At 68.2% G+C, this 23,205-nt stretch carries 23 protein-coding genes; 12 read left to right on the plus strand and 11 right to left on the minus strand.

From position 1 onward, the window contains the following. Nucleotides 1-4 precede the first annotated feature (4 nt). Entirely contained in the window at nt 5-853 is an 849-nt protein-coding gene (locus BMX29_RS09135; protein ID WP_092812114.1) for a ferredoxin--NADP reductase, read from the plus strand. 129 nt (nt 854-982) lie between these two features. Continuing rightward, nucleotides 983-1,573 (plus strand): hypothetical protein, encoded by a 591-nt coding sequence (locus BMX29_RS18795; protein ID WP_139196971.1) that lies wholly within the window; start codon nt 983-985, stop codon nt 1,571-1,573. 53 nt (nt 1,574-1,626) lie between these two features. On the opposite strand, the gene BMX29_RS09140 is transcribed toward BMX29_RS18795, so the two are convergent. After that, nucleotides 1,627-2,016, minus strand: a complete 390-nt coding sequence (locus BMX29_RS09140) for a hypothetical protein (RefSeq protein WP_092812116.1) — start codon at nt 2,014-2,016, stop codon at nt 1,627-1,629. A 130-nt stretch (nt 2,017-2,146) separates the two neighbouring features. Here BMX29_RS09140 and infC point away from each other — a divergent pair, with 130 nt between their 5' ends. Next, nucleotides 2,147-2,692, plus strand: a complete 546-nt coding sequence (infC, locus tag BMX29_RS09145) for a translation initiation factor IF-3 (protein ID WP_043844582.1) — start codon at nt 2,147-2,149, stop codon at nt 2,690-2,692. Between the two features lie 98 nt (nt 2,693-2,790). Here infC and BMX29_RS09150 read toward each other — a convergent pair whose 3' ends face one another. From BMX29_RS09150 to dksA, 4 genes are all read right to left on the minus strand, one after another. Then, nucleotides 2,791-3,786 carry a molybdopterin-binding protein gene (locus tag BMX29_RS09150; RefSeq protein ID WP_092812118.1) on the minus strand — a complete coding sequence of 332 codons (996 nt, stop codon included), beginning with the start codon at nt 3,784-3,786 and terminating at the stop codon, nt 2,791-2,793. Further along, the gene (locus BMX29_RS09155; RefSeq protein ID WP_092812120.1) at nt 3,783-4,796 is read right to left on the minus strand and encodes an XdhC family protein; all 1,014 of its coding nucleotides are present in this window, start codon (nt 4,794-4,796) and stop codon (nt 3,783-3,785) included. Before BMX29_RS09155 ends, BMX29_RS09150 begins: the two co-directional genes overlap by 4 nt. A gap of 97 nt (nt 4,797-4,893) precedes the next feature. After that, on the minus strand, nt 4,894-6,045 hold the full coding sequence (locus BMX29_RS09160; protein WP_092812122.1) for an FAD-dependent monooxygenase: 1,152 nt from the start codon (nt 6,043-6,045) through the stop codon (nt 4,894-4,896). 128 nt (nt 6,046-6,173) lie between these two features. After that, nucleotides 6,174-6,596, minus strand: a complete 423-nt coding sequence (gene dksA / locus BMX29_RS09165; RefSeq protein WP_043844585.1) for an RNA polymerase-binding protein DksA — start codon at nt 6,594-6,596, stop codon at nt 6,174-6,176. A gap of 246 nt (nt 6,597-6,842) precedes the next feature. On the opposite strand from dksA, the gene BMX29_RS09170 reads away from it, so the two are divergent. From BMX29_RS09170 to BMX29_RS09190, 5 genes are all read left to right on the plus strand, one after another. Beyond that, entirely contained in the window at nt 6,843-7,685 is an 843-nt protein-coding gene (locus tag BMX29_RS09170; RefSeq protein ID WP_043844586.1) for an AAA family ATPase, read from the plus strand. A 224-nt stretch (nt 7,686-7,909) separates the two neighbouring features. Further along, nucleotides 7,910-8,365 carry a GNAT family N-acetyltransferase gene (locus BMX29_RS09175; RefSeq protein WP_092812124.1) on the plus strand — a complete coding sequence of 152 codons (456 nt, stop codon included), beginning with the start codon at nt 7,910-7,912 and terminating at the stop codon, nt 8,363-8,365. Further along, nucleotides 8,362-9,750 carry a DUF2927 domain-containing protein gene (locus tag BMX29_RS09180; protein ID WP_092812126.1) on the plus strand — a complete coding sequence of 463 codons (1,389 nt, stop codon included), beginning with the start codon at nt 8,362-8,364 and terminating at the stop codon, nt 9,748-9,750. The genes BMX29_RS09175 and BMX29_RS09180 overlap by 4 nt, the downstream gene beginning before the upstream one ends. Beyond that, the gene (locus tag BMX29_RS09185) at nt 9,747-9,914 is read left to right on the plus strand and encodes a hypothetical protein (RefSeq protein ID WP_043844589.1); all 168 of its coding nucleotides are present in this window, start codon (nt 9,747-9,749) and stop codon (nt 9,912-9,914) included. The genes BMX29_RS09180 and BMX29_RS09185 overlap by 4 nt, the downstream gene beginning before the upstream one ends. Nucleotides 9,915-10,095: 181 nt before the next feature. Next, a complete protein-coding gene (locus BMX29_RS09190; RefSeq protein ID WP_092812129.1) occupies nt 10,096-11,280 on the plus strand; it encodes a vWA domain-containing protein in 1,185 nt (394 codons plus the stop codon). A 40-nt stretch (nt 11,281-11,320) separates the two neighbouring features. Here BMX29_RS09190 and BMX29_RS09195 read toward each other — a convergent pair whose 3' ends face one another. After that, nucleotides 11,321-13,402, minus strand: coding sequence for a calcium-binding protein (locus BMX29_RS09195; protein ID WP_092812131.1), 2,082 nt, complete (start codon nt 13,400-13,402; stop codon nt 11,321-11,323). 131 nt (nt 13,403-13,533) lie between these two features. Then, entirely contained in the window at nt 13,534-15,453 is a 1,920-nt protein-coding gene (locus BMX29_RS09200) for a calcium-binding protein (protein WP_092812133.1), read from the minus strand. A 184-nt stretch (nt 15,454-15,637) separates the two neighbouring features. On the opposite strand from BMX29_RS09200, the gene BMX29_RS09205 reads away from it, so the two are divergent. Both BMX29_RS09205 and BMX29_RS09210 read left to right on the plus strand, forming a co-directional pair. Next, a complete protein-coding gene (locus tag BMX29_RS09205; RefSeq protein ID WP_092812135.1) occupies nt 15,638-16,072 on the plus strand; it encodes an OsmC family protein in 435 nt (144 codons plus the stop codon). Between the two features lie 89 nt (nt 16,073-16,161). Continuing rightward, entirely contained in the window at nt 16,162-16,851 is a 690-nt protein-coding gene (locus tag BMX29_RS09210; RefSeq protein ID WP_092812137.1) for a M48 family metalloprotease, read from the plus strand. 248 nt (nt 16,852-17,099) lie between these two features. Here the strand turns inward: BMX29_RS09210 and BMX29_RS09215 are convergent, their stop codons facing one another. After that, complete coding sequence (locus BMX29_RS09215; RefSeq protein ID WP_092812139.1) at nt 17,100-18,239, minus strand: hypothetical protein; 1,140 nt, start codon at nt 18,237-18,239, stop codon at nt 17,100-17,102. After that, a complete protein-coding gene (locus BMX29_RS09220; protein WP_092812141.1) occupies nt 18,239-19,018 on the minus strand; it encodes an SDR family oxidoreductase in 780 nt (259 codons plus the stop codon). The genes BMX29_RS09215 and BMX29_RS09220 overlap by 1 nt, the downstream gene beginning before the upstream one ends. A 143-nt stretch (nt 19,019-19,161) precedes the next feature. Between BMX29_RS09220 and BMX29_RS09225 the strand changes: the two genes are divergently transcribed. Beyond that, a complete protein-coding gene (locus BMX29_RS09225) occupies nt 19,162-20,178 on the plus strand; it encodes a Hint domain-containing protein (RefSeq protein WP_043844595.1) in 1,017 nt (338 codons plus the stop codon). Nucleotides 20,179-20,618: 440 nt separating this feature from the next. Here the strand turns inward: BMX29_RS09225 and BMX29_RS09235 are convergent, their stop codons facing one another. Both BMX29_RS09235 and BMX29_RS09240 read right to left on the minus strand, forming a co-directional pair. Further along, nucleotides 20,619-20,993, minus strand: a complete 375-nt coding sequence (locus tag BMX29_RS09235; RefSeq protein WP_092812145.1) for a nuclear transport factor 2 family protein — start codon at nt 20,991-20,993, stop codon at nt 20,619-20,621. A 73-nt stretch (nt 20,994-21,066) separates the two neighbouring features. Beyond that, complete coding sequence (locus BMX29_RS09240; RefSeq protein ID WP_092812147.1) at nt 21,067-21,327, minus strand: DUF7218 family protein; 261 nt, start codon at nt 21,325-21,327, stop codon at nt 21,067-21,069. Nucleotides 21,328-21,506: 179 nt separating this feature from the next. Between BMX29_RS09240 and BMX29_RS09245 the strand changes: the two genes are divergently transcribed. After that, a complete protein-coding gene (locus BMX29_RS09245) occupies nt 21,507-23,114 on the plus strand; it encodes a peptide chain release factor 3 (protein WP_043844597.1) in 1,608 nt (535 codons plus the stop codon). The last annotated feature ends 91 nt before the right edge of the window (nt 23,115-23,205 follow it).

A 23,205-nucleotide genomic window follows, 5' to 3' on the forward strand; every position in this document is an offset into this window, starting at 1 on the left:
GAGTATGACAGAGCAACGCCCCGTGACCGACGCCCAGGCCAAACCGGTAAAGACACTGCCCGACGCCCAGACCGTGACCTCCGTCACCCACTGGACGGACAAGCTGTTCTCGTTCCGCGTGACCCGTCCGGCGTCCATGCGCTTCCGCTCGGGCGAGTTCGTGATGATCGGCCTGATGGGCGAGCCGGATCCCAAGACCGGCAAGCAGAAGCCGCTATTGCGCGCCTATTCCATCGCCTCGCCGTCCTGGGATGACGAGCTGGAATTCTACTCGATCAAGGTTCAGGACGGCCCGCTGACCTCGCGCCTCCAGCACATCGAGGAAGGCGACGAGATCATCCTGCGGCCGAAGCCCGTGGGCACGCTGGTCCATGACGCGCTGCTGCCGGGCAAGCGGCTGTGGCTGTTCGCCACCGGCACCGGGATCGCCCCCTTCGCCTCGCTGCTGCGCGACCCGCAGACCTACGAGGATTACGACGAGATCGTCCTCACCCACACCTGCCGCGAGGTGGGCGAGCTGGCTTACGGCGCCGAGCTGATCAAGTCGATCCCGGAGGACGAGCTGCTGGTCGAGCTTCTGGGCGCCGACAACCTCAAGAAGCTGCGCTACTACCCGACCACCACGCGCGAGGAGAGCCCCAAGATGGGCCGGATCACCGACCTGATGCGCTCGGGGCAGGTGTTCGAGGACTTGGGCGTGCCGCAGCTTTCGCCCGAGACGGACCGTGCGATGGTTTGCGGAAACCTCGCCTTCAACCTCGAGATCAAGGAGCTGCTGGAAGGCTACGGGCTCGAGGAAGGCGCGAACTCCGACCCCAAGCATTACGTGGTCGAAAAGGCGTTCCTGGACTGATCCGATCCTGCCGCGCGGCATCCGGGCGCGCAGGGCCAACGCCCCGAAAAGCGCGGCCAGCGTGACGGTCTCCAGTTCCGACATCTGGCGGAAGACTGCGATCGAGTAGACCGACCACTGGTCGAAGGAATGCGCCAGCATGATCGCGCATCCGGCCGAAACCCCGAGAAATCCGATCGTCTCGAGGGGCTTAACGAGCCGCCGGGGCCCGTGCATCAGCAGAACGTTGCACCCGGCCAGAAGGATCAGCGCACCGGCTGTCACCGCGGACATCCCGTCGTAGTCTCGCATACGGTCCACGAAGAGCGTGTCGATCAGCATCGGATCGCCTGCAGCATGCTGGATCATGGCTTCGACGGAAAGAACCGCCGTCGTGGCGAGGAGCGTCACCGCGACCAGCCGCCACGATGCAATCCGGCTGAGCAGGATCGCGACGCAGATCAGCGTGAGGCAGACCGCGCTCGACGGTACCAGGGCGGGATGGGTGATTTTGACACGGACAATCCCGTCGGCCCCGCCGGCCCACCCGAAAATCAACTCGCTCAGGCACAGCACCGCGCCGAAGGCCGCGATCAGGACCACAGGGTCAGCCTTATGCCGGGGGGAAAGAAGTGTTCTCATGTGCGGGATCTCCGTCGTGCCAGCCGACGTTACGGGACCCGAATATGTAGACAAACTAAAAACCTGCACGTTTTATTTATTTTATCGCACAATTATTAAAAAACTGGTTGGTTCACCCGTGACACTTGCTGAACCGCGTTGGACATCGACCGTCAGAGCGCGGGCAACGGCGGCAATCCCAGCGCCGCGCGCAGGCGTTCGAGGTAGACCGCGCGCTCGTCGGCGGGCGATTCCATATCCGGCCGGTCCGCGCGCAGCGCGACGCGGTCGGCCGAACTCAGACCGGACGTGGCGATGAGGCGATCGACCGCCTCGGGGTCGTAGCCGCTCACTGTCAGTGCCGAGAGCGGCGGCGCGGGCCGCGCCGGGACTGCGCCGTCCCGCGCGCTCTCGCGGCCGGCGTCGACGGCCCCCTCGATGGCGTCCCGCGTGACATCCCGGGACGCTTCGTCAGCGGGCTCGGTGGTCTCTGCCGCACCCGGCAGCGCGGCCAGCAACCAGCCCGCGCAGACAAGCGTCGCGATCCGTCCGTGTCGTTTCATCGAGGTCTCCTCCGAGGCGCGCCCCGCGGGGGCAGACAGGCCCCATGACCACGGCTTTGGCGCTTGAAATCAAGGCTTCTCACGTCTATTTTGCGCTCCTGACAGAAAAAATCACGATAGGAGCTGTGCCATAGCCCGCAGACCCCACAACGCGCCCCCAACGCGCGACACCGGCCCCCGCGTCAACGATCGAATCCGGGTTGCAGAAATCCGTCTCATCGGCGCCGAAGGCGAGAATATCGGCGTAGTCGCGCCTTCGCGCGGCATGGAACTGGCCGAGGCCGCGGGCCTCGACCTCGTCGAGATCTCCCCGAACGCGACGCCGCCGGTCTGCAAGATCATGGACTTCGGCAAGTTCAAGTATGAACAGCAGAAGCGCGAAGCCGAAGCCCGCAAGAAGCAGAAGACCATCGAGGTCAAGGAAGTCAAGTTCCGGCCCAACACCGACAGCCACGACTACGAAGTGAAGATGAAGAACGTGGTCAAGTTCCTCGAGAAGGGGGACAAGGTGAAGGTGACGCTCCGCTTCCGCGGACGCGAGATGGCGCACCAGAACCTTGGCCGCAACCTGCTCGAGCGCGTGGCGGACGACGTCAAGGAAATCGGCAAGGTCGAGAACATGCCGAAGATGGAAGGTCGCCAGATGGTCATGATGATCGGGCCGACGACCAAGTGACGGGGGACGCCCGGCGGGGTGTCGGGACCGTGCACGAGACGACGAAGGGCGCCGCGGGCGCCCTTTTTCGTGCCGGGATGCGCTGATGGCCGCGTGCCCTACCCTTCGCGCGGACGCCCGCGCTGAGGCACTTCCTTCAGCAGGCCGCCGACCCCCATGCGCGCGATGTCGCGCGGGCCGACCTCCACACCGCAGAGAATGCGCTCCATCACCCAGTCGGCGCCGTTGAGCGCGGGCGATCGCGCACAGCCGGGCAAGCCCACCACCGGGCGCCCGCGCAGCTCGCCGAGGAACAGAAGGTTCCCCGGATCGACGGGCATCCCGTAATGATGCACGGTCCCGCCCGCCATGCGGACCGCCTCGGGCGCCACGTCGGCGATGTCCGAGGTGGCCGAACCCGTCAGAACGAACAACGCATCGGCGGCCGACGCCGCCAGCGCCTGCGCCAGCGGACCGGCCTCGTGCCGGACGACGTGCGGCGGAGCCAAGGTCACACCCAGCCGCTCGAGCCGGTCGCCGATGGCGCGCTGGCCCTTCTCGCCCGGCTCGGGATCGCCCGGCACCTGCGTCTGGATCAGTTCGGCGGTGGTCAGAACCGGGGACTGCCGCCCCATGGCGTCCCCGCCCATCGACAGCGCCCGGTCGAGCGCGACCCCGGGCACCGCGTAGGAGATGATCTTGACCGTGGCGACCATCGTCCGCTCGGCCACCCTTTGCCACGGCGGCAGAGTCGCCAAGGTGATCATCGGATGCACGGCGTTCACCGCGTCGATCCGCTCGGCGTCGATATCGACCACACCCGGGCCGGTCGCAAAGATGTTGACCCGGCCGGTCGCCGCCGGCCCGATGCGGAGCCCGGCGGCTTCGGGATCCGGCACCAACGCGTCGGCCAGCTGCCGGGCGGCGGCATCCTCGTGCACGTCGCCGGGATCGAGCCGCGCCACGGTAACCTCTGTCGCGCCGACTTCCGCCAGTTGCGCGAGGTCGTCCGCCTCGAGCGTCCGGCCCTTCTTGAGACGTCCGCCGTTCAGGCGCACCGAATGGGCAAGGATCGCGCCCTCGGCCTCGGCCAGCGGGACCGGCCCGAACTTCACGACCGCACCGTCCGCAGGACCGAGACCATCTGCGCCAGGACCGACACCGCAATCTCGGCCGGGCCGGACGCGCCGATATCGAGGCCGACGGGCCCGTGGATGCGCGCGATGTCCGCTTCCGAGAAACCTGCCTCGGCCAGGCGCTCCACGCGCTTGGCATGGGTCCGGGTGGAGCCGAGGGCGCCGATGTAGAAGCAGTCCGAGCGCAGGGCGCGCATCAGCGCAGGGTCGTCGAGCTTGGGGTCGTGGGTGAGCAGCACCAGCGCGGTGCGCGTGTCGAGACCGACTTCGGCCACCGCGTCGTCCGGCCAATCGGTCAGAATGCGCTCGCCGGGAAACCGCGCCGCCGAGCCGAAGGTCTCGCGCGGGTCGATCACCACGGGGTCGAAGCCCGCGATCCGCGCCATCGGCACCAGCGCCTGCGCGATGTGGACCGCGCCCACCACCACCAGCCGCAGCGGCGGATTGTGGATCGCGACGAAGGTGCGGCCGTCCTCCTCGAAACCGGACCGATCCATTCGGAAGCGGTCGGCGTGACCGTCGCGGTCGATGCGGCGCACGCCGCTTTCCAGATCCACGACATAGGCGGCGGGCGTCCTCTCGGCCCTGATCTCGCAAAGCTCTGCCAGCATGTCCTCGGGCAGCGCCGCGCCGACCGGCTCCACGAGCACCCGGATCGTGCCGCCGCAGGCCAGGCCCACGGCGAAGGCATCATCGTCCGAGACCCCGAATTCGAGCTCGCGCGACGCGCCTTCCTCCATCGCCTCAAGCGCCTCCACGATCACCGCGCCCTCGACGCAGCCGCCCGAAACCGAGCCCTCGATCTCGGCATCGCCCGAGATCGCCAGCTGCGACCCGACCCGGCGCGGCGCGGAGCCCCAGGTCTGGACGACCGTGGCGAGCGCGGCGCCCTTGCCCTCTCGGTGCCAGGCCAGGGCGGTTTCCGGGGCCCTGTCGAACCGCTCGGCTCGGGTGGTGTCAGCGGCGGGCTCGGTGGTGGATGCGTCCATGATCTGTCCTCCTGCCGCACAGATAGGCACGGCATGTTCCAGTGTCGCCCCCCACGGCGGCGGTGGAAAGGGGGCGCGATGCACACCGCGCGTGCAATCAGGCCGTCACGTCGTGCCCGTAGAGCCAGTCGAACTGCCCCAGCATCCGGTCGGGTGCGAGGCGGCCCGCAATCCGCAGTGCGGTATGGGCGGCGAAACGGATCGGCGGCGTCCGAAGGTGATATTTCCACGCGTTGCCGTCAGCCGCCGCGATGACCCGCTCGACCCGCGCGCGGCGGCGCGTCTGGTAGGCGTGCAGGCGCGAGCCAAGACCGCCGGGCAATTCCAGCGCGCGGGCCAGCACCCACGCATCCTCGAGCGCCATGTTGGCCCCCTGCGCCAGAAACGGCAGCGTCGGATGAGCGGCATCGCCCAGAAGAGCCACGCCCTTCCTGTGCCAGTGCGCCGCGACCGGATGGCGAAAGAGCCCCCAGAGCCCCGGTGCCTCGACCTCGGCCAGAAGCTGCGCGGCGGGGCCTCCGAACCGCCTGAAGGCGCGGCGCAGGGCCTCGGGATCGTCGGTGTGCTGCCAACCTTCCGCGGTCCACGCCTTGCGCTCTTCCACCGCGACGAGGTTCACGCGCGCACCGCCCCGCAGGGGATAGCTGACCAGATGCCGGCCCGGTCCCATCTGGACGCGCGCCTCGGACGGGTGGTCGATGACGTTCGGGACCGTCGCGCGCCACGCCACCTGCCCGGTGAACCGCGCGGGCGCCGCGCCGTTGAGGACCGGTCGCAGGACCGAGTGCAGGCCATCGGCGCCGATCACGAGATCGGCCTCGATCCGCGTGCCGTCTGCCAGCACGGCAGCGGCGGGCTCGGCGGGGTCCACGGTCTCGACGCTCACGCCGGTCTCGATCACCGCGCCGGCCGCGCGGGCGGCCTCGGCCAGCACCGCCACGAGGTCCGCGCGGTGAACGAAGCGATAGCCCGCATCCATCCCGCGCGCCGCGAGGTCGAGCCGCAGAACCTCAGCCCCCCGCCGATGTTCGCGCAGGGATACGGCCCGGGCGCGCGGCGCATCGTCGAGACGGCCGGCGACGCCCAGCGCCTCCAGCACCCGCAGCCCGTTGGGCGAGACCTGGATGCCGGCGCCCACCTCTCTCAGCTCGGGCGAACGCTCGAGCACACGGATCGCATGGCCATGCCCGGCCAGCGCCGCACCGGCAGCCAGCCCACCGATGCCCGCCCCCACGATCACTACGTCCATGCCTTCGCTCCCTGTCCGGCCGCGCGGCCTGTTCTCAAACGCAAGGCGCCGGGGTCGATCGCCCCGGCGCCTTGGTTCTGTCGTCCCCGTTTCCGTCGCCCCGGCCCGCCGCCGGCGCGTCGGGCGTGTCAGTCGTCGCGGTGGACCTTTTCGCGGCGCTCGTGACGCTCCTGCGCCTCGAGGCTCATGGTCGCGATCGGCCGCGCGTCGAGGCGCTTCAGCGAGATCGGCTCTCCAGTCACCTCGCAATAGCCGAACTCACCCTCCTCGATCCGGCGCAACGCGCTGTCGATCTTGGCGACAAGCTTGCGCTGGCGGTCGCGGGTCCGGAGTTCAATGGCGCGGTCGGTTTCCTCGCTGGCCCGGTCGGTCACGTCCGGGATGTTGCGGGTCCCGTCCTGCAATCCCTCGATCGTGTCCCGACTGTCCGCCAGCAGATCATTCCGCCACATGATCAGCTTGCGGCGGAAGTACTCGAGCTGACGCTCGTTCATGAACGGTTCATCTTCCGCGGGACGGTAATCGTCGGGAAGAAAGGACTCTGGTTTCATGGCGCATCCCCTATGATAGCCGATATCTGCCATATTAAATTCCCCAGATATCAAGCACCCCTGCGGGCAGCACTTAACCGAACACCAACGAATTGTCACGTGTCAAAGCAGGCCCATCTATAGACGGTCGTGCGCGGTGGCGCGGGCTCCGCACCCGGCCTGCGCGGGTGGCGCGCGCGGGCTCAGCTTGCATCGCCGGCAGAGGCTGACTAGGCCTTCGGCGGACACGACAAAGGATGGCAGAGCATGCGTTTCGACGGCACCGACAGCTACGTGGCCACCGACGACCTGACCATGGCGGTGAACGCCGCGGTCACGCTCGAGCGGCCCCTCCTCGTGAAGGGCGAACCCGGCACCGGCAAGACCGAACTGGCCCGTCAGGTGGCGCAGGCGCTGGACGTGCCGATGATCGAATGGTCGATCAAGTCCACCACCAAGGCGCAGCAGGGTCTCTACGAGTACGACGCCGTCAGCCGTCTGCGCGACAGCCAGCTGGGCGACGAGCGCGTCAACGACGTCTCCAACTACATCCGCAAGGGCAAGCTCTGGCAGGCCTTCGAGGCCGACGAGCGCGTGGTCCTTCTGATCGACGAGGTGGACAAGGCGGACATCGAGTTTCCCAACGACCTGTTGCAGGAGCTCGACCGGATGGAGTTCCACGTCTACGAGACCGGCGAGACCATCCGCGCGCGTCACCGTCCGATCGTCATCATCACCTCGAACAACGAGAAGGAGCTGCCCGACGCCTTCCTGCGCCGCTGCTTCTTCCACTACATCCGGTTCCCCGAGCCCGAGACGCTGCGACAGATCGTCGAGGTGCACCACCCCGGCATCAAGCAGGAGCTTCTGACCACGGCGCTGACGCAGTTCTACGAAGTGCGCGAGACGCCGGGCCTGAAGAAGAAGCCCTCCACGTCCGAGGTGCTGGACTGGCTCAAGCTGCTGCTGGCCGAGGACATGGATCCCGCCGACCTGCAGCGCGACGGGGCAAGTGCCCTGCCCAAGCTGCATGGCGCCCTTCTGAAGAACGAGCAGGACGTACACCTCTTCGAACGCCTCGCCTTCATGGCGCGACGGCAGGGGCGCTGAGACGGCGACGGACTCGGCCCGCGGGCCGGACCTGTTGCCGAAACGCACGGCCTAAAGCACTGATATTTATACGCGAAACACCTTGCAATGCGCGCCGCCACTGCGCGGATCGCATTTGTGCCTGCGGCCCGTCGCGCTGCCCGCGATTTGTCCTATAGTGGCCGCAACCGCAACGCGCCCCATACTCATGAAAAGCGCCGGTTCCACGAAGAGCAGGTAAAGACTTGGCACAAGCGAACGATGTGACGGTGCGCCCGCTGCGCGCCGGTGACGAGGCCGCATGGCGCGACCTGTGGACGGGCTACCTGGAATTCTACGAGGCATCGGTGCCCGAAGAGGTCTACGCCACCACGTTCGCCCGCCTGCTCGATGACGATCCCCGCTCGCACAGCGGGTTTCTCGCCCTCGACGGCGACCGGCCCGTGGGACTCGTGCACTTCGTCTTTCACCGCCACGCATGGAAGATCGAGGACGTCTGCTATCTTCAGGACCTCTACGCGGCCCCCGACACGCGGGGCAAAGGCGTTGGCCGCGCGCTGATCGAGGCGGTCTACGCCGCCGCCGACACGCAGGGCGCGGCCCAAGTCTACTGGATGACGCAGGACTTCAACGAGACCGCGCGCAAGCTTTACGACCGGATCGGCGTTCTGACGCCGTTCATCAAGTACCAGCGCTCATGAGCCGGCGTCTGGCGCTTCCCTTGGCTCTGCTTCTCGCCGCCTGTGCGCCAGCGGTGCCGGTCACCGAGACCGCGAGCCGCGCCGCGCTGACGCCCGAGCCCTCGTCATTGCCGGCGATGAAGGGCTTCTCGGCCACCCGGGCCGACCCGGTGACCACGTCGAACGCCGACCTCGCCCGGGACTTCCTCGACCTGACCTTCGCGCTTGAGTCCGGTCGCCGCCTGTCGGTCTTCACCCGCTTCGAGGCCCCGATCCGCGTGCGGGTCGAAGGCGCCGCGCCGGGCACGCTCCAGCGCGATCTCGACCGGGTGCTGGCCCGGATGCGGCGCGAGGCGGGGCTCGACATCGCGCGCGCGGGCCCCGGCCTCGGGGGGGCACAGATCACCGTGCAGGCGGTGCCGCGCGCCGAGATCCGCCGCCACCTGCCGCAGGCCGCCTGTTTCGTGGTCCCCAATGTCGGGTCGTTGCGCGACTACCTCTCGGTGCGCCGCTCTCAGATCGTGTCCTGGTCGCAGCTTGCCGTCCGCAAGCGCGTGACGATCTTCGTGCCGGCGGACACCAGTCCGCAGGAGGTCCGCGACTGCCTGCACGAGGAAATGGCGCAGGCCATCGGCCCGCTGAACGACCTCTACCGTCTTCCGGATTCGGTCTTCAACGACGACAACGTGCACACGGTCCTGACCGGCTACGACATGCTGATCCTGCGGACCTACTACGACCCGGCCCTGCGCTCGGGGATGACCCGCGAGGACGTGGCGGCCCGGCTGCCCGGCATTCTTGCCCGCCTGAACCCGGCCGGAGAGCGCGTGGCCCCTGCCCGCCTGACGCCCACCCCGCGCACGTGGATCGCCGCGGTGCAGGCCGCGCTAGGGCCCGAGACCGGGGCCGAGGCCCGGCGCCGCGCGGGCCTGCGGGCGCTTCAGATCGCCTCTGCCATGGGGTGGGAGGATCACCGGCGCGGCTTCTCGCACTACGCCATGGGCCGAATCCTGCAGGCCGAGGACCCCGAGGGCGCGCACGACGCGTTCCTTCAGGCCGACCGCTACTTCGCCGCCTCGCCGCAGACCCGGCTGCACCGCGCCTACGTTGCCTCGCAGCTTGCGGCTTACGAGATCGCACACAACCGCCCGGACGCGGCTCTGGCGCGCCTCACCCCGCACCTCGAGACCGCGGCACAGCACGAGAACGCGGCGCTCCTGTCGACGCTCATGCTGCTGCGCGCGGAGGCGCTGGAACTCGAGGGTCAGGTCACCGAGGGACGGGCGGTGCGGCTGGACAGCCTGGGATGGGCAAGATACGGGTTTGGCGCCGACTGGGCGGTCCGCGCGAAGCTGCGCGAGGTCGCCGCACTCAATCCGCTCAAGGGAGGCCTCGGCCAACTATGATCGTGCTTCTGAGCGCCATCGCGGGCGCCCTTCTGGGCGCCAATTCCGCTCGCCGCGCCAAGGGCCGCGCGGCCGACATCGCACAATACGCGGCAGGCTACGCCATCCTCTTCGCGCTGCTGGGCCTGATCGCCACCATCATCGTCGAGAAAACAATGGCTTGAACCGCCCGGCCCGGACGTTTTGCTTCGGGCACACGGATCGGTTCGGGAACGCCTCACGCCCCGGATTGCCGTGGCGGTCATGCGCCCCGGAGTCGCGCATGACGCCCAACCGGACCGGCCCGGGCGCGGCATCGCGGACACCCCCTCCCATAGCCCGACGCGATGCCCTAGAACGTCTCCCATGTTCGTGCCCTTCTTCGACACTCTCCGCCGTGCCGGCGTGCCCGTCTCGCTCCGGGAATACCTGACGTTCCTCGAGGCCATGCGCGCGGGCCTCGCGACCTACGACGTCGAGGCGTTCTACTACCTCGCCCGCACCGCGATGGTGAAGGACGAGCGGCACGTGGACCGCTTCGACCGCGCCTTCGCCCACTGCTTCAAGGGACTCGAGGACATCGCACCCGAGGACGTCATCGAGGCGATGGATCTGCCCGAGGACTGGCTGCGCAAGATGGCCGAGAAGCACCTCAGCGAGGAGGAGCGCGCCGAGATCGAGGCGCTCGGCGGCTTCGACAAGCTGATGGAGACGCTGCAGGAGCGGCTGCGCGAACAGGACAGTCGGCATCAGGGCGGCAGCAAGTGGATCGGCACCGCCGGCACCTCGCCCTTCGGCGCCTACGGCTACAATCCCGAAGGCGTGCGGATCGGCCAGAAGGAAAGCCGCCACCGCCGCGCGGTCAAAGTCTGGGACAAGCGCGATTTCCGCGATTTCGACGACCAGATCGAGATCGGGACACGCAATGTGAAGGTGGCCCTCAAGCGCCTGCGGAAATGGGCCCGCGACGGGGCGGCGGACGAGCTTGACCTGCAGGGCACCATCCGCGCCACGGCCGAGCACGGCTATCTCGACGTCAAGACGCGCCCCGAGCGGCGCAACGCGGTGAAGGTGCTGCTGTTTCTCGACGTGGGCGGGTCGATGGACGACCACGTGAAGGTGGTGGAAGAGCTGTTCTCGGCCGCACGCGCCGAGTTCAAGCACCTCGAGCACTTCTACTTCCACAACTGCCTCTACGAGGGCGTGTGGCGCGACAACCGCCGCCGGTGGGACGCGCAGACCTCGACCGCCGAAATCCTGCGGACCTATGGCAGCGACTGGAAATGCATCTTCGTGGGCGATGCGTCGATGAGCCCCTACGAGATCGTGCACCCCGGCGGCGCCAACGAACACTGGAACCAGGAGGCCGGGCAGGTCTGGCTGGAGCGTGCCCGCGCCCAGTGGCCCGATCACCTCTGGATCAACCCGGTGCCGCAGCGGTTCTGGGGCTACACCCAGTCGATCGGCCTGATCCGCCAGATCTTCGACGACCGCATGGTGCCGATGACGATCGACGGAATCGACGCCGGGATGCGGATGCTGAGCCGCTGAGCGGACGGGGCCGGTCCACGGCCCCGTCCTGCGATGGCTGTCACACGAAGATCACGTTGTCGATCCCGAGGACCGAGGCATCGGTCACCCCCTGCAAAAGCACCGTTCCGGTGCCGTAATCGACCAGAAGGCCCGCGTCGGTGACCGAGATATCGAGGGCGTCGAGCGCCGCCTCGGGGTCGTCCTGCGCGCCGTCGATGCCGTGGATGTCCAGCCGGTCGAACGGCAGGGTGTCGTAATAGTAATAGTAGTCGTAGTAGTCGTCCCCGTCGCCCGCACCCTCGTAGAAGAAGTCGGTCACGACGTCCGCCCCGCCTTCGGACGATGCGTCGAACACGAAGGTGTCGCCGTTCTCGCCGCCGGTCAGCGTGTCGTCGCCGGCACCGCCCTCCAGCCGGTCGGACCCGTAGCCGCCTTCGAGGACATCGCTCCCCACGCCACCGATCAGGGTGTCGGCGCCTTGCCCGCCCGATCCGCTATCGTCGCCCGCGCCGAGGACGATCAGGTCGGCGTCGAAGCCGCCGCCCACGGTATCGTCCCCGAGCCCGGCATAGATCACGTCGGCGCCGGAACCGCCGCCGATCTCGTCGCTGCCGGCACCGCCGAGAAGGACGTCATCCGCGAAACCACCCGACATGACGTCGTCGCCGTCGCCACCGCGCACGGTGTCCCGCCCGCGGCCGCCGATGAGGCTGTCCGCGCCGAGACCGCCCTCGATCAGGTCGGCCGAGCTGCCCGCGGCGATGAAGTCGTTCCCCTCGCCGCCGTCGATCACGTCGCGGCCCTCGCCGCCGCCGATGGTATCGTTGCCGGCGCCGCCCGAGATCAGGTCACGCCCGTCGGCGCCGGCGATGTCGTCGTCGCCCGTACCGCCGAGGATCGTGTCATTGCCGAGCTGCCCGAAAAGGCTGTCGTTTCCGGCGCCGCCCTCGATCAGGTCGTCGCCCTCGGAGGCGACGATCAGGTCGCCGCGGCCGAGCCCGAAAAGCTGATCGTCTCCGATCCCGCCGCGAATCTCATCGCCATCCTCGGTCCCGGTCGCGATAATCGGTGAGAGCGACAGCGCCACTATGCCGTAGGCCTCTTCGCGTGTGAAAAGGCCGGTGCGGGACGATCCGGTTACCGCGAGGTAGTAGGTACCATCCGACGGGGGCGTGATGCCGTCGATCACGTAGCCGTCCCGGTTCTCGGCCCATCCGGCGGTCGCGACCAGCTCACCCGACGGATCGAGCAGCTCGAACGCTGCGATCTGCGCGTTGAGATAGTCCTGCCCCGACGGCGGCGTCAGGTCGAAGCGGTAAGGCTCCCCGCCCTCGAGCATGACTGCGTAAACATCACGATCGCCGCTGAGCTCGAACGTGCCGTCACGGGGCACGTCGATCTCGAGCACCTCTTCGGTGGAATCGTCGCCCGGCACGTCATTCGGGTCGTCCGTCACGGGTGTCAGAGTAACGGTATAGTCCATGGCGGACGAATAGTCGTTGGCGACCGCGATGTATGCCGGGCCGGTCACAGGTCCGGCAAAGGTCCCACTGTTTGCGTCATTGTCGAGCCACGTGCCGGCAATCCACTCCCCATCCCCGTCCAGGAGATCGACGAATACAAAGAGCGCTTGATCGTCGTCTTCGACGCTGACCTCGAGCCGATAGACGGCGCCCTCGTCGCTCTGGAAGCGGAACCAGTCGGCGTCGTAGGGATCGCGAAAATCGGACGAGAACGGCTCACCGAACGTCAATTCGGCCTCGGTGGCCGCCGAGTTCGGAATGTCCGGCGGAGTGATCTCGAGGCTCAGCGTGTAGGTACCAACGTCGCCACCGAACCCGCCGGCGCCGATGTAGTAGGTCCCGGTCGTCTCGGGCGTGAAGTAAAGCTGCGGCTCCAGATCGAACGTATCGTCGCGGCTCGCGATTTCCTCGCCGGCAGCGTTGAAGACGAACACGAATGGGTCTCTGAGACTGCCGCCGTCCGAGAATGTGCCCCGCTGCCGGATGCTGTATTCGACGCCCGCCTCGAGGGTCGTGGCGAACCAATCGACGTCACGGGGTTCCTCGATCTCGCCCGTGGCGGTGCCGCCGACCTCGATGGTTCCCTCGGTCTCAACGTCTGAGCTGTAATCGTCCAATGCCTTGCTCCTGCTAATAAATTTGACGTGATGCTAGATCACGTCAACTCATATCTCAACAGGAATGTTCGCCTTGAACGGGAATATCACGGGCGGCGCAGGCACCATGGCGCCGCGCCGCCGCGATCCGGTCAGCCGAGAATGAAAACCGCGTTCGATACGGCCTCGGCGTCGGCATCCTCGACCACCACGAGCTGACCCGCGGCCTCGATCTCGACGTCGGCGCCGGCCTGCGCCACGTCGACCTGCGACGCCGCGACGCCCTCGAAGACGAGCTGGTCGAACCGCGCATCGAAATCCTCGACCACGTCGGTCTCGCCGGCGACGAGGTCGCGGAACTCGAAGCTGTCGGCTCCGCCGCCGCCACGCAGCGTGTCGTTGCCGGTACCGCCGTCGAGCGTGTCGTTGCCGAAGCCCCCGGCCACGAGATCGTCGCCCGCGCCACCAAGCACGAGGTCGTTGCCGTAGCCGCCGAAGCCCTGGTCGTCGCCGGCGCCGAGGCGCACGATGTCGCTGCCACCGCCGCCGCCCGCGGTGTCGTTGCCGTCACCCGCGATCACCACGTCGTCCTGCCGGCCGCCGCCCAACTCGTCGTCGCCGGCGTTGCCCTCGACCCGGTCGACGCCGATGCCGCCCGAGAGCCGGTCGTCGCCCTCGCCACCGAGGATGGTGTCGTCGCCACGGCCGGCGAAGATGCCATCCGAGCCCGTGCCGCCGTCGATGTCGTCGTCGCCGGTGCCGCCGCCGATCAGGTCGTTGCCGTCGCCGCCGCGGATCACGTCGGCGCCCGCGGCGCCCGCGATGTCGTCGTTGCCCGGCCCGCCGAGGATCGTGTCGGCGCCGTCGCCGCCGTAGAGGCCGTCGTCGCCGGGCCCGCCAACCAGCCGGTCCGCACCGCCCTCGCCGCGCAGGATGTCGTCGCCCGCCCCGCCCGAGATGGTGTCGGCGCCGGGGCTTCCGGTGACGTCATCGCGCGCGTCCGTGCCGTCGCTGACCACCGGCACGAAGCCCTCGATCTCGACGTCGTAACGCGCGCCGACGAGAGAGCCGGCGTCGGTCACCTCGACGTAGTAGGTGGCGTCGCGCGGCACCGACACGTCGGCCACGGTCCAGAGGTCGGCCTCGGCATCGTAGTCTCCCGTGCCGAGGACCGTGCCAGCGCCGTCGGTCAGCCGGACCTCGAGCGACAGGGCCCCCGCCCCGCGCGGGCCGACCACCACGTTGAAGGTCTCCTCGGTGCCCAGCCGTGCGGCGAACACGTCGGTGTCGAGCGCGTAGTCCACCGTGCCCTGCGCGGTACCGTCATTGGCCACGGCCGTGGCCGCGCCGCGTGTGTCGCCCGTCTCGGAGATGTTCAGAGGGCGCAGCGTGACCGTGTAGTCTTCCACCGCCCCGCCGTAGACGTCGGCGAAATAGGTGCCGTCGCGCGGCACCGTGAACGGCATGGTGGCGTCAATCAGGAAGGGCAGACCGTCGATGCCGTCGCCGCGCAGCACCACGTCCGTGAAGGTCCCGGTGCTCGCGCTCACGTCGATGCGGTAGGGCTGACCGGCGGCGAGGGTCATGGCGAACCAGTCCACGTCGCCCACGTCGCCGAAGCGCGCCGCGACCGGCTGGTTCGCGGTCAGCGCGCCGTCGGTGCTGCGGTCGGCGGGATAGTCGTCGTCGGGATCATTCCCGGCGGCGGGTTCCTCGAGTTCGATCGCCGCCGAATAGCTGCCGGTGTCGCCGGCGAACCCGCCGGCCACGAGGAAATACGTTCCCGAGCGTGGCGCGACGAAGCCGAACACCGCGGCATCGAGGCTCTGGCCCTCGAAGTCGTCGTTGGACGCCAGTTCCGCGCCCGATGAGGTCACCAGGGCCACGGTCGGATCGGTCAGCGTGCCACCGCCGCCATCCTCGCCAAAGACACCGAAATTGTAGGTCGCACCCTCCTCCAGCACGACGGCGAACCAGTCGGTGTCCCCCTCGGTCTCGAGCACGCCCGTGGTGAAGCTGTCGATCGCGACGGCGCCCAAGGTCTGCGCGTTCGAGCTGTAGTCGTCTGCCATGTTCCGGTCTCCTGCTGGCGGTCCAGGCCTTTATAGGACGCGGAGCCGTGTGCGGCAGCCCCAGACAGCGCCGGGGCGCGATTTCGCGAAGGTCCGCGGCGGCAAAACATCGCGCGCGACAGGAACCCGGGCGTCCACTCGCCGTTGACCCATCGAGACACACACCGGATCGGAGGTATCCACCATGATCAACAAGTTCGGAACCGCACATTGGGAAGGCAGCCTGCAAGAGGGCACCGGCACCATCTCGACCGAGTCCGGCGTCCTCGACGGCGTGCAGTACGGCTTCAACAAGCGCTTCGAGGGCGAGCCCGGCTCCAACCCCGAAGAGCTGGTCGGCGCGGCACATGCCTCGTGCTACTCGATGGCGCTGTCGATGATCCTTGGCCAGCACGACGCCACGCCCGAGAAAATCGACACCAAGGCGACCGTCAGCCTCGAGAAGGACGGCGACGGCTTCTCGGTCACCAAGGTTCATCTCGACGTGACGGCATCGGTGCCGGGCATGGACGAATCCAAGTTCATGGAGGCCGCCAACGCCGCGAAGGAGGGCTGCCCGATCTCCAAGCTCTACAAGGGCGGCACCGCGGAGATCACCATGGACGCCAAGCTGGTCTGAGCGCGCCAGCGCAACCCGCGACGAATTGGCAGGCGCCGGGGATCACCCCGGCGCTTGGCCGCGCCCCGGTCCGGGCCCATATTCGGACCATGCTGAAGTTCACCCCGCTCCTCCTCGCGATACTCTATGCGCTGGCGATGTACCGCATCTCGGCCTGGCGCACGGCGCGCGAGCTCGATGCCAAGTCTACCGAACTGGCCGATCCGCGTCTCAAGACGCTGACCGACCGGATGGCCGAGGCGCTCGACCTCAAACGCATTCGCGTGAACATCTACGAGATCGAGCCGGTGAACGGCCTCGCCGCGCCGGACGGCCGCATCTTCATCACCCGCGGCTTCTACCAGAAATACCGTTCGGGCGAGGTTTCGGCCGAGGAGATGGCGAGCGTGATCGCGCATGAACTGGGTCACGTGGCGCTTGGGCACGCCCGCAAGCGGATGATCGACTTCTCCGGCCAGAACGCCGTGCGGACCGCGCTCATCATGGTGCTGAGCCGTTTGATCCCGGGCCTCGGGGTGGTCATCGCGAACGCGCTGACCTCGCTGCTGGCGGCACGGCTGTCGCGCGACGACGAGTACGAGGCCGACGCCTACGCCGCGGCGCTGCTGGCCAAGTCCGGAATCGGGATCGCGCCGCAGAAGTCGCTCTTCCGCAAGCTGGAGGGCCTCACCGGGTCGCGGGGCGCCATGCCCGCGTGGTTGATGAGCCATCCCAAGACCGAGGAACGCGTGGCCGCGCTCGAGCGGCTCGAAGCACGCTGGGGCACCGCGCCGGTTTGAGAAGCGACCTGTGACTCCGCAGGCGGGCTGCGGATGGTTTCCTGTCGCTCGGTCCGTCGGCCGCTTTCGACGTGCCCCGCGGCGGGACGTTGTTGACCGCGGGCTAGGCGGTGGATTCGAGGCAGGACCGCCTAAGCACGTTCAGCGCTGCTTCCGCATGGCACGCGGGCAACCCGGACGCCGATCTCACGGTGCGACGTCTGCGCCGCTCACATGCCAACCGCGCGGATTTATCGCCGACGCCCCGCCTAGTCCTCCACCTCGAAGGCCATCTCCGCCCGATCCCGCCCGTTTACCTGCACCACCAGCCGGTGCGGACCGGGATGCCAGGTGAACGTCGTGGCATCGGGTTTCAGCCGGTGGCTCTTCGCAAGCCGCAGCGGCTTGCCGGGCGCGATGTGTCCCTGCCCCAGCTTGAAGACCTTTTCTCCGGCGCGGCCGCCGGGCCGGTGGAACGTCACCCGGTAGTCGACCATGACCCGCGCCGCCTCGTGCGCCTCGACCATCACGGAGAGGTCGAGCGTCGCGCCGATCCTCACGACCTCGGGCGCATCGACGGTAACCGAAAGCGCCGCGTCGGGATCGTAGCCCAAGAGCCGCAGCGCCTCGGGCTCACCGCGCTTCACCGCCGTCCGGAGGGCGTGGCGGGTCATCCACTCAAGCTCGCGTCGCTCCTGCCGGGCTTCCGCGTGCCACGTGCCGAGCGCGCGGTAGACCGCATCCGGCGCGATCCTGGTCAGGTCGTTGAGATGGTTCGCCACCGACCGCGTGACATAGCGCGTGGGATCCGCGTGCAGACCAGTCAGCAGCGGCAGGGGTGCCAAGGGGTCGATGGTCACGTTCGCGCCCCACGGCAGCCGGGGACGCGTGCCCTCGGAGACCAGCCGTCGCACGTGGTAGTTGGCATCCTCCGCCCAGTCCGCCATCCGCGCAAGCGTCAGGTCCGGCCAGCGCGACAGGAATGGCCGAACCGCGTATTCCATCGAAAATCGCTGCGTGGCCGCGTGGATCAGGTCGAGCGCCCGATCGGGATGGGCAAGCCCGTGCCGCACCGCCAGAACACCCGGAAGCGCGTGGATGAAACGGCCGAAATCGTCGTCCGTCCGCTCCGGGTCGAGCGGCGGTGGCAGTGCGGCCTCGAGCGCGTCGGCCATGGCGGGAAAGTCCCGCGGCAACTGCGCCTCGGCGGCATCGGCAATCCGGTCGAGCCGGGCGAAGACGCCGAGCCCGTCGAGGTCGCGGATCGCCTCGGCAACGAACCGCTCGGCGTCGAAGCCCGGCAGAACCGACAACTCGGCCCCGAGATCGCCCACCGTCCGCGCGTTGAAGAGCTGCGCCGACAACGAGGTGCCGGCGCCGCCTCCCTGCCCGTCCGGGCCGCGCGCCATCAGATCGTGGCGTTGGTCGCGCCACCGTCCAGCAGCACGTTCTGTCCCACCATGAAGCCCGCGTGCTGCGAGCAGATGAAGGCGCAGGCCGCGCCGAATTCCTCGGGGGTGCCATAGCGGCGCGTGGGAATGGTCGCTTCACGCCGCGCGCGGGCAGTCGCCATGTCGACGCCTTCGCGCTGCGACACCCCCTGGTCGAGCGAAGTCGCCCGGTCGGTGTCGTGGATGCCCGGCAGAAGGTTGTTGATCGTCACGCCGTGGGGCGCGACCTGCCGCGAGGTCCCCGCGACATAGCCCGTGAGGCCGGTGCGCGCGGCATTCGACAGTCCGAGCTGCGGGATCGGCGCCTTCACCGATTGCGAGGTGATGTTGACGACCCGGCCCCAGCCGCGCTCGATCATTCCCGGCAACAGCGCGGTCATCAACGCGATCGGCGCCAGCATGTTGGCGTCGAGCGCGGCGATGAAGTCCGACCGGCCCCAGTCCGACCACATGCCAGGGGGCGGACCGCCGGCGTTGGTCACGAGGATGTCGACCGCGCCCGCGGCCTCGAGCACGCGCGCGCGTCCTTCCTCGGTGGTGATGTCGGCGGCGACGGCGGTCACCTCGACGCCGTGCGCCGCGCGGATGTCCGCGGCGGTGGCCTCCAGCGCTTCGGCGCCGCGCGCGTTCAGCACCAGGTCCACGCCCGCTGCAGCCAGCGCTTCGGCGCAGCCGCGGCCCAGCCCCTTGGACGAGGCCGTCACCAGCGCCCGCTTTCCCTTGATCCCCAGGTCCATGCCTGCCTCCGTTCCGTTGCGTCCCTTGCCCCACTTGCCGACACATCTTCGGCACTCGGGCAATTTGAAGACATAATTTCTTTCGATGTATAGGGCAGGTATAGAGAGGGACCCGCCGTCCCGAAACCCTTGGGAAGTCCGCAATGCGCGCCGACGCCGAAAGCCGCCCCGCCCAATCCGTCTCGGTCTACCGGGCCGGGCAGTTCCGCGTGTCGAACGGCGCGAACCTCGGTGACGGCATCTCGTTCTGCGACGAGCTGATGCTCGACGACATCTACCGCCTGTCGCCGGTGGCCGCGCCGGTCCGCCTCAGCCTGCTGCCCAGCGACGAGCCGTCGTTGACCGTGGGCCCCGACGGCGATGTCGGCCGCCCCGGCGCGGATATCCACCTCGACTGCGCGCTGACGTTCATGTCGGGCGACGGCTCCACCACCGAAGCGCTTGTGATGGTCGAAACGGACGCGGAGGGGAATGTCGACGGCGTCTACCTTCTGCCCCTCGCGCCGCTGCGGCCGCGCGCCGACTATGCGCTCGTGGGGATCGACCGCGACCGCGCGGCGCAGGTCTTTGCGCAAGTGGCCTGCGTGTCCTTCACCCGCGGCACGATGATCACCATGGCCTCGGGCGCCCAGCGCGCGATCGAGACGCTGGAGGTCGGCGACCGGGTTCTCACCCGCGATGACGGCGTGCAGGAGATCCGCTGGATCGGCCATTCCACCGTCCGCGCGATTGGCGAGTTCGCCCCCATCGTGATCCGAGCGGGCACGCTCAACAACATCAACGACCTGATCGTGAGCCCCGACCACAGGCTTTTCATCTACCAACGGACGGACCGGCTCGGCGCAGGCCGCTCGGAGCTTCTGGTCAAGGCACGGCACCTGGTGAACGGCGACAGCGTCACGCGGATGAACGGCGGGTTCGTGGATTACTACCAGATGCTCTTCGACCACCACCAGATCATCTACGCCGAAGGCATCGCGGCGGAATCCATGCTGATCGACACCCGCACCCGCGGCGCTCTGCCCGCCGACCTCCCGGCGTCGCTGGACAAGGTGATCCCCGGGCACCGCGCCGACGGAGGTCACGAGATCGAGGTGCAGGAATCGCTTCTGCGCCGCGCGGATGCCGCCGAGATCCTGCGGAGATCGTCGAGCGGGTGAGGTGCGCGGCAGGCGGCTGCACGATGGCGCCGGAAACGGGCCGGGGTCGTCCCCGCGCTGCAGGCGATGGCTTGTGGATCGAACCCGATGATCTTCAGCCAAACGCAATACCTATGGTCGGTACGGCCCGGCCGCTCCGGATAACCGGCGACCCGATGCCCGCGATGCGAGGTGCTGCGGAAAGGGAGATCACGACGTTCCTCACCAAACCTGACGAGTGGGTAATGGGGATGCACACCCAAACCGTCCTCGCAGCGCTTGATCGAGACGCGCCGATTCACGCAGAAGCGCTTTCTCTTGCGGCGCGCCCGATATGAAAATCCGTCATGGCGAGGCGCCAGACTCCGCCGCACCAGGCTGCGCATGTGCCAGCCCCCTCCGACAGTTCCAAAAGTAGGCTACCGCTCTGCGAGCCAGGCCGGATGCTTCTCGCAGATCGCTCACTGCCCGTCCTGGAAGAACTCCTCGCGGACGATGCGGCCGTCGCTGACATGGTAGACGGCGACCTCGCGCATCTCGAAGGTGCTGTCGTCGGCGACCATCCGTCCCTTCGCGTGGAAGATCACCGCAAAGCGGTCGTCGCCGTGAAGAAAAGGCCCTTCGGCGCGCGACACAACGTCGGCCGTGGCGCTGTCCCACCAGGCATGCTTGCCCCGGATGCCGTCGAGCCCGCGGGTTTCGCGGCTGTCCATCCCCGACATGGCAGCCGACTCGACCGAGACCGCGTCGTCGGCATAGAGCCGATCGAGGTTGTCGACCTCCGCGCCGGCGTTGCACCCCTCCACCAGCGCCTGGGCAATGTCCTTCAGGTCCATGATCCGTCCTCCTCCGCATCCCGGGGCCCGGGTTCAGTCTGCCCCCAAAGCGTGGCGCGGGAAAGACGGCGTGTCAGTGCGCGCGCAGCGCCTCGATCAGCTCGTCCTTCGTCATGTCCGAACGTCCTTCGATGCCGATCTCCTGCGCACGCTCGTAGAGGTCGTCCTTGCTCCACTCCTCGTAGGGAGGCTGCTTGCCGCCCTTCTTCGAGGGCTGCTGCCGGTCGTTCGCCTTCGCGTTCGCGATGCGGGCGGCCTTTTCCTTGGACATGCCCTCGTCGCGCAGGTCCTCGTAGAGTTTCTCGTCCTTGATGGACGACCGGTCGTCTGCCATGGCGGGTCTCCTTTCGCCTGAAGAACCGCCCGCGCAGGGCGCCGGTTCCGGGCGGCAAAACTCTTACGCTAAGAGTTTTGCCGCGTCCCGCGGGCCGCCCGCGTCACGATCTTAATTAAGATCGTGACGCCCCCGCCGCCCGATTGCGGCGGCCGGGGTGCGGCGCTATATCCGCGGCCATGCTCGACGCGCCCTCAAACCGCCCCGCCCTGCCGCCCGAAATCGCGCGGCGCCGCACCTTCGCGATCATCTCGCACCCGGATGCCGGCAAGACCACGCTGACCGAGAAGTTCCTGCTGTTCGGCGGCGCGATCCAGATGGCGGGACAGGTCCGCGCCAAGGGCGAGGCCCGACGCACCCGCTCGGATTACATGCAGATGGAAAAGGATCGCGGCATTTCGGTTTCGGCCTCGGCAATGTCCTTCGATTTCCGCGACTTCCGCTTCAACCTCGTCGACACGCCCGGCCACTCGGACTTCTCCGAGGACACCTACCGCACGCTGACGGCGGTGGACGCGGCGATCATGGTCATTGACGGCGCCAAGGGCGTGGAAAGTCAGACCCGGAAGCTGTTCGAGGTCTGCCGCCTGCGCGACCTGCCGATCCTGACCTTCTGCAACAAGATGGACCGCGAGAGCCGCGACGTCTTCGAGATCGTCGACGAGATCCAGGAGAATCTCGCCATCGATGTGACGCCGGCGTCCTGGCCCATCGGCATGGGCCGCGACTTCGTCGGCGCCTACGACATGCTCAACGACCGGCTCGAGCTTATGGATCGCGCCGACCGCAACAAGGTCGCGGAGTCCATCCAGATCAGCGGCCTCGACGACCCAAAGCTGGCAGAGCACGTGCCCGCGGGCCTGCTCGATCAGCTGAAGGAAGAGGTCGAGATGGCGCGCGAGCTTCTGCCCGCGCTCGACAAGCAGGCGGTGCTCGAGGGGCACATGACGCCGATCTGGTTTGGCTCGGCGATCAACTCGTTCGGCGTTAAGGAACTCATGGAGGGCATCGGCGCCTACGCGCCCGAGCCCCAGCCCGCCCGCGCCGAGCCGCGGCAGATCGCGCCCGAAGAGAGCAAGGTCTCGGGCTTCGTGTTCAAGGTCCAGGCAAACATGGACCCCAAGCACCGCGACCGCGTTGCCTTCGTCCGCCTCGCCTCGGGCCATTTCGAGCGCGGCATGAAGCTCACGCACGTAAGGTCCAAGAAGACCATGAGCGTCACCGCGCCCGTGCTCTTCCTCGCCTCCGACCGCGAACTGGCCGAAGAGGCCTGGGCCGGCGACATCATCGGCATCCCGAACCATGGCCAGCTGCGCATCGGCGACACGCTGACCGAGGGGGAGGCGCTGAAGGTCACCGGCATCCCGTCCTTCGCGCCCGAACTGCTGCAAGGCGTGCGCGCGGGCGATCCGATGAAGGCCAAGCATCTTGAAAAGGCGCTGTTCCAGTTCGCCGAGGAAGGCGCGGCCAAGGTGTTCAAGCCGTCCATCGGCTCGGGCTACATCGTGGGCGTGGTGGGCGCCCTGCAATTCGAGGTGCTCGGCGCCCGGATCGAACAGGAATACGGCCTGCCCGTACGCTTCGAGCCGTCGCAGTTCACCTCCGCCCGGTGGGTCCATGGCCCCAAGGACGCGGTCGAGACCTTCGCGGCCAAGAACAAGCAGCACATCGGTCACGACAACGACGGCGATGTGGTCTACCTCACGCGGATGCAGTGGGACATCGACCGGGTCGAGCGGGATTATCCCGAGATCACGCTCTCGGCGACCAAGGAAATGATGGTCTGAGTTCCGCCGGCGGCCGTGGCGCCGCGCCCGTCCGGATGCGCCGGACCGTGCGCGCCATGCCCGCCGCCGCAGCGTGCATCCATGTTGCCCG

The sequence above is a fragment of the Roseivivax marinus genome (genome assembly GCF_900109705.1).
GTDB lineage: Bacteria > Pseudomonadota > Alphaproteobacteria > Rhodobacterales > Rhodobacteraceae > Roseivivax > Roseivivax marinus.

Excerpts from the sequence above, each read along its gene's own strand:
- BMX29_RS09235 (WP_092812145.1), bottom strand. The coding sequence starts at position 20,993 with ATGGACCTGAAGGACATTGCCCAGGCGCTGGTGGAGGGGTGCAACGCC.
- BMX29_RS09220 (WP_092812141.1), bottom strand. The coding sequence starts at position 19,018 with ATGGACCTGGGGATCAAGGGAAAGCGGGCGCTGGTGACGGCCTCGTCC.
- BMX29_RS09160 (WP_092812122.1), bottom strand. The coding sequence starts at position 6,045 with ATGGACGTAGTGATCGTGGGGGCGGGCATCGGTGGGCTGGCTGCCGGT.
- BMX29_RS09205 (WP_092812135.1), top strand. The coding sequence starts at position 15,638 with ATGATCAACAAGTTCGGAACCGCACATTGGGAAGGCAGCCTGCAAGAG.
- BMX29_RS09240 (WP_092812147.1), bottom strand. The coding sequence starts at position 21,327 with ATGGCAGACGACCGGTCGTCCATCAAGGACGAGAAACTCTACGAGGAC.
- BMX29_RS18795 (WP_139196971.1), top strand. The coding sequence starts at position 983 with ATGCGCCAGCATGATCGCGCATCCGGCCGAAACCCCGAGAAATCCGAT.
- BMX29_RS09140 (WP_092812116.1), bottom strand. The coding sequence starts at position 2,016 with ATGAAACGACACGGACGGATCGCGACGCTTGTCTGCGCGGGCTGGTTG.
- dksA (WP_043844585.1), bottom strand. The coding sequence starts at position 6,596 with ATGAAACCAGAGTCCTTTCTTCCCGACGATTACCGTCCCGCGGAAGAT.
- BMX29_RS09180 (WP_092812126.1), top strand. The coding sequence starts at position 8,362 with ATGAGCCGGCGTCTGGCGCTTCCCTTGGCTCTGCTTCTCGCCGCCTGT.
- BMX29_RS09170 (WP_043844586.1), top strand. The coding sequence starts at position 6,843 with ATGCGTTTCGACGGCACCGACAGCTACGTGGCCACCGACGACCTGACC.
- BMX29_RS09135 (WP_092812114.1), top strand. The coding sequence starts at position 5 with ATGACAGAGCAACGCCCCGTGACCGACGCCCAGGCCAAACCGGTAAAG.
- BMX29_RS09155 (WP_092812120.1), bottom strand. The coding sequence starts at position 4,796 with ATGGACGCATCCACCACCGAGCCCGCCGCTGACACCACCCGAGCCGAG.
- BMX29_RS09210 (WP_092812137.1), top strand. The coding sequence starts at position 16,162 with ATGCTGAAGTTCACCCCGCTCCTCCTCGCGATACTCTATGCGCTGGCG.
- BMX29_RS09245 (WP_043844597.1), top strand. The coding sequence starts at position 21,507 with ATGCTCGACGCGCCCTCAAACCGCCCCGCCCTGCCGCCCGAAATCGCG.
- BMX29_RS09200 (WP_092812133.1), bottom strand. The coding sequence starts at position 15,453 with ATGGCAGACGACTACAGCTCGAACGCGCAGACCTTGGGCGCCGTCGCG.
- BMX29_RS09190 (WP_092812129.1), top strand. The coding sequence starts at position 10,096 with ATGTTCGTGCCCTTCTTCGACACTCTCCGCCGTGCCGGCGTGCCCGTC.
- BMX29_RS09185 (WP_043844589.1), top strand. The coding sequence starts at position 9,747 with ATGATCGTGCTTCTGAGCGCCATCGCGGGCGCCCTTCTGGGCGCCAAT.
- BMX29_RS09225 (WP_043844595.1), top strand. The coding sequence starts at position 19,162 with ATGCGCGCCGACGCCGAAAGCCGCCCCGCCCAATCCGTCTCGGTCTAC.
- BMX29_RS09215 (WP_092812139.1), bottom strand. The coding sequence starts at position 18,239 with ATGGCGCGCGGCCCGGACGGGCAGGGAGGCGGCGCCGGCACCTCGTTG.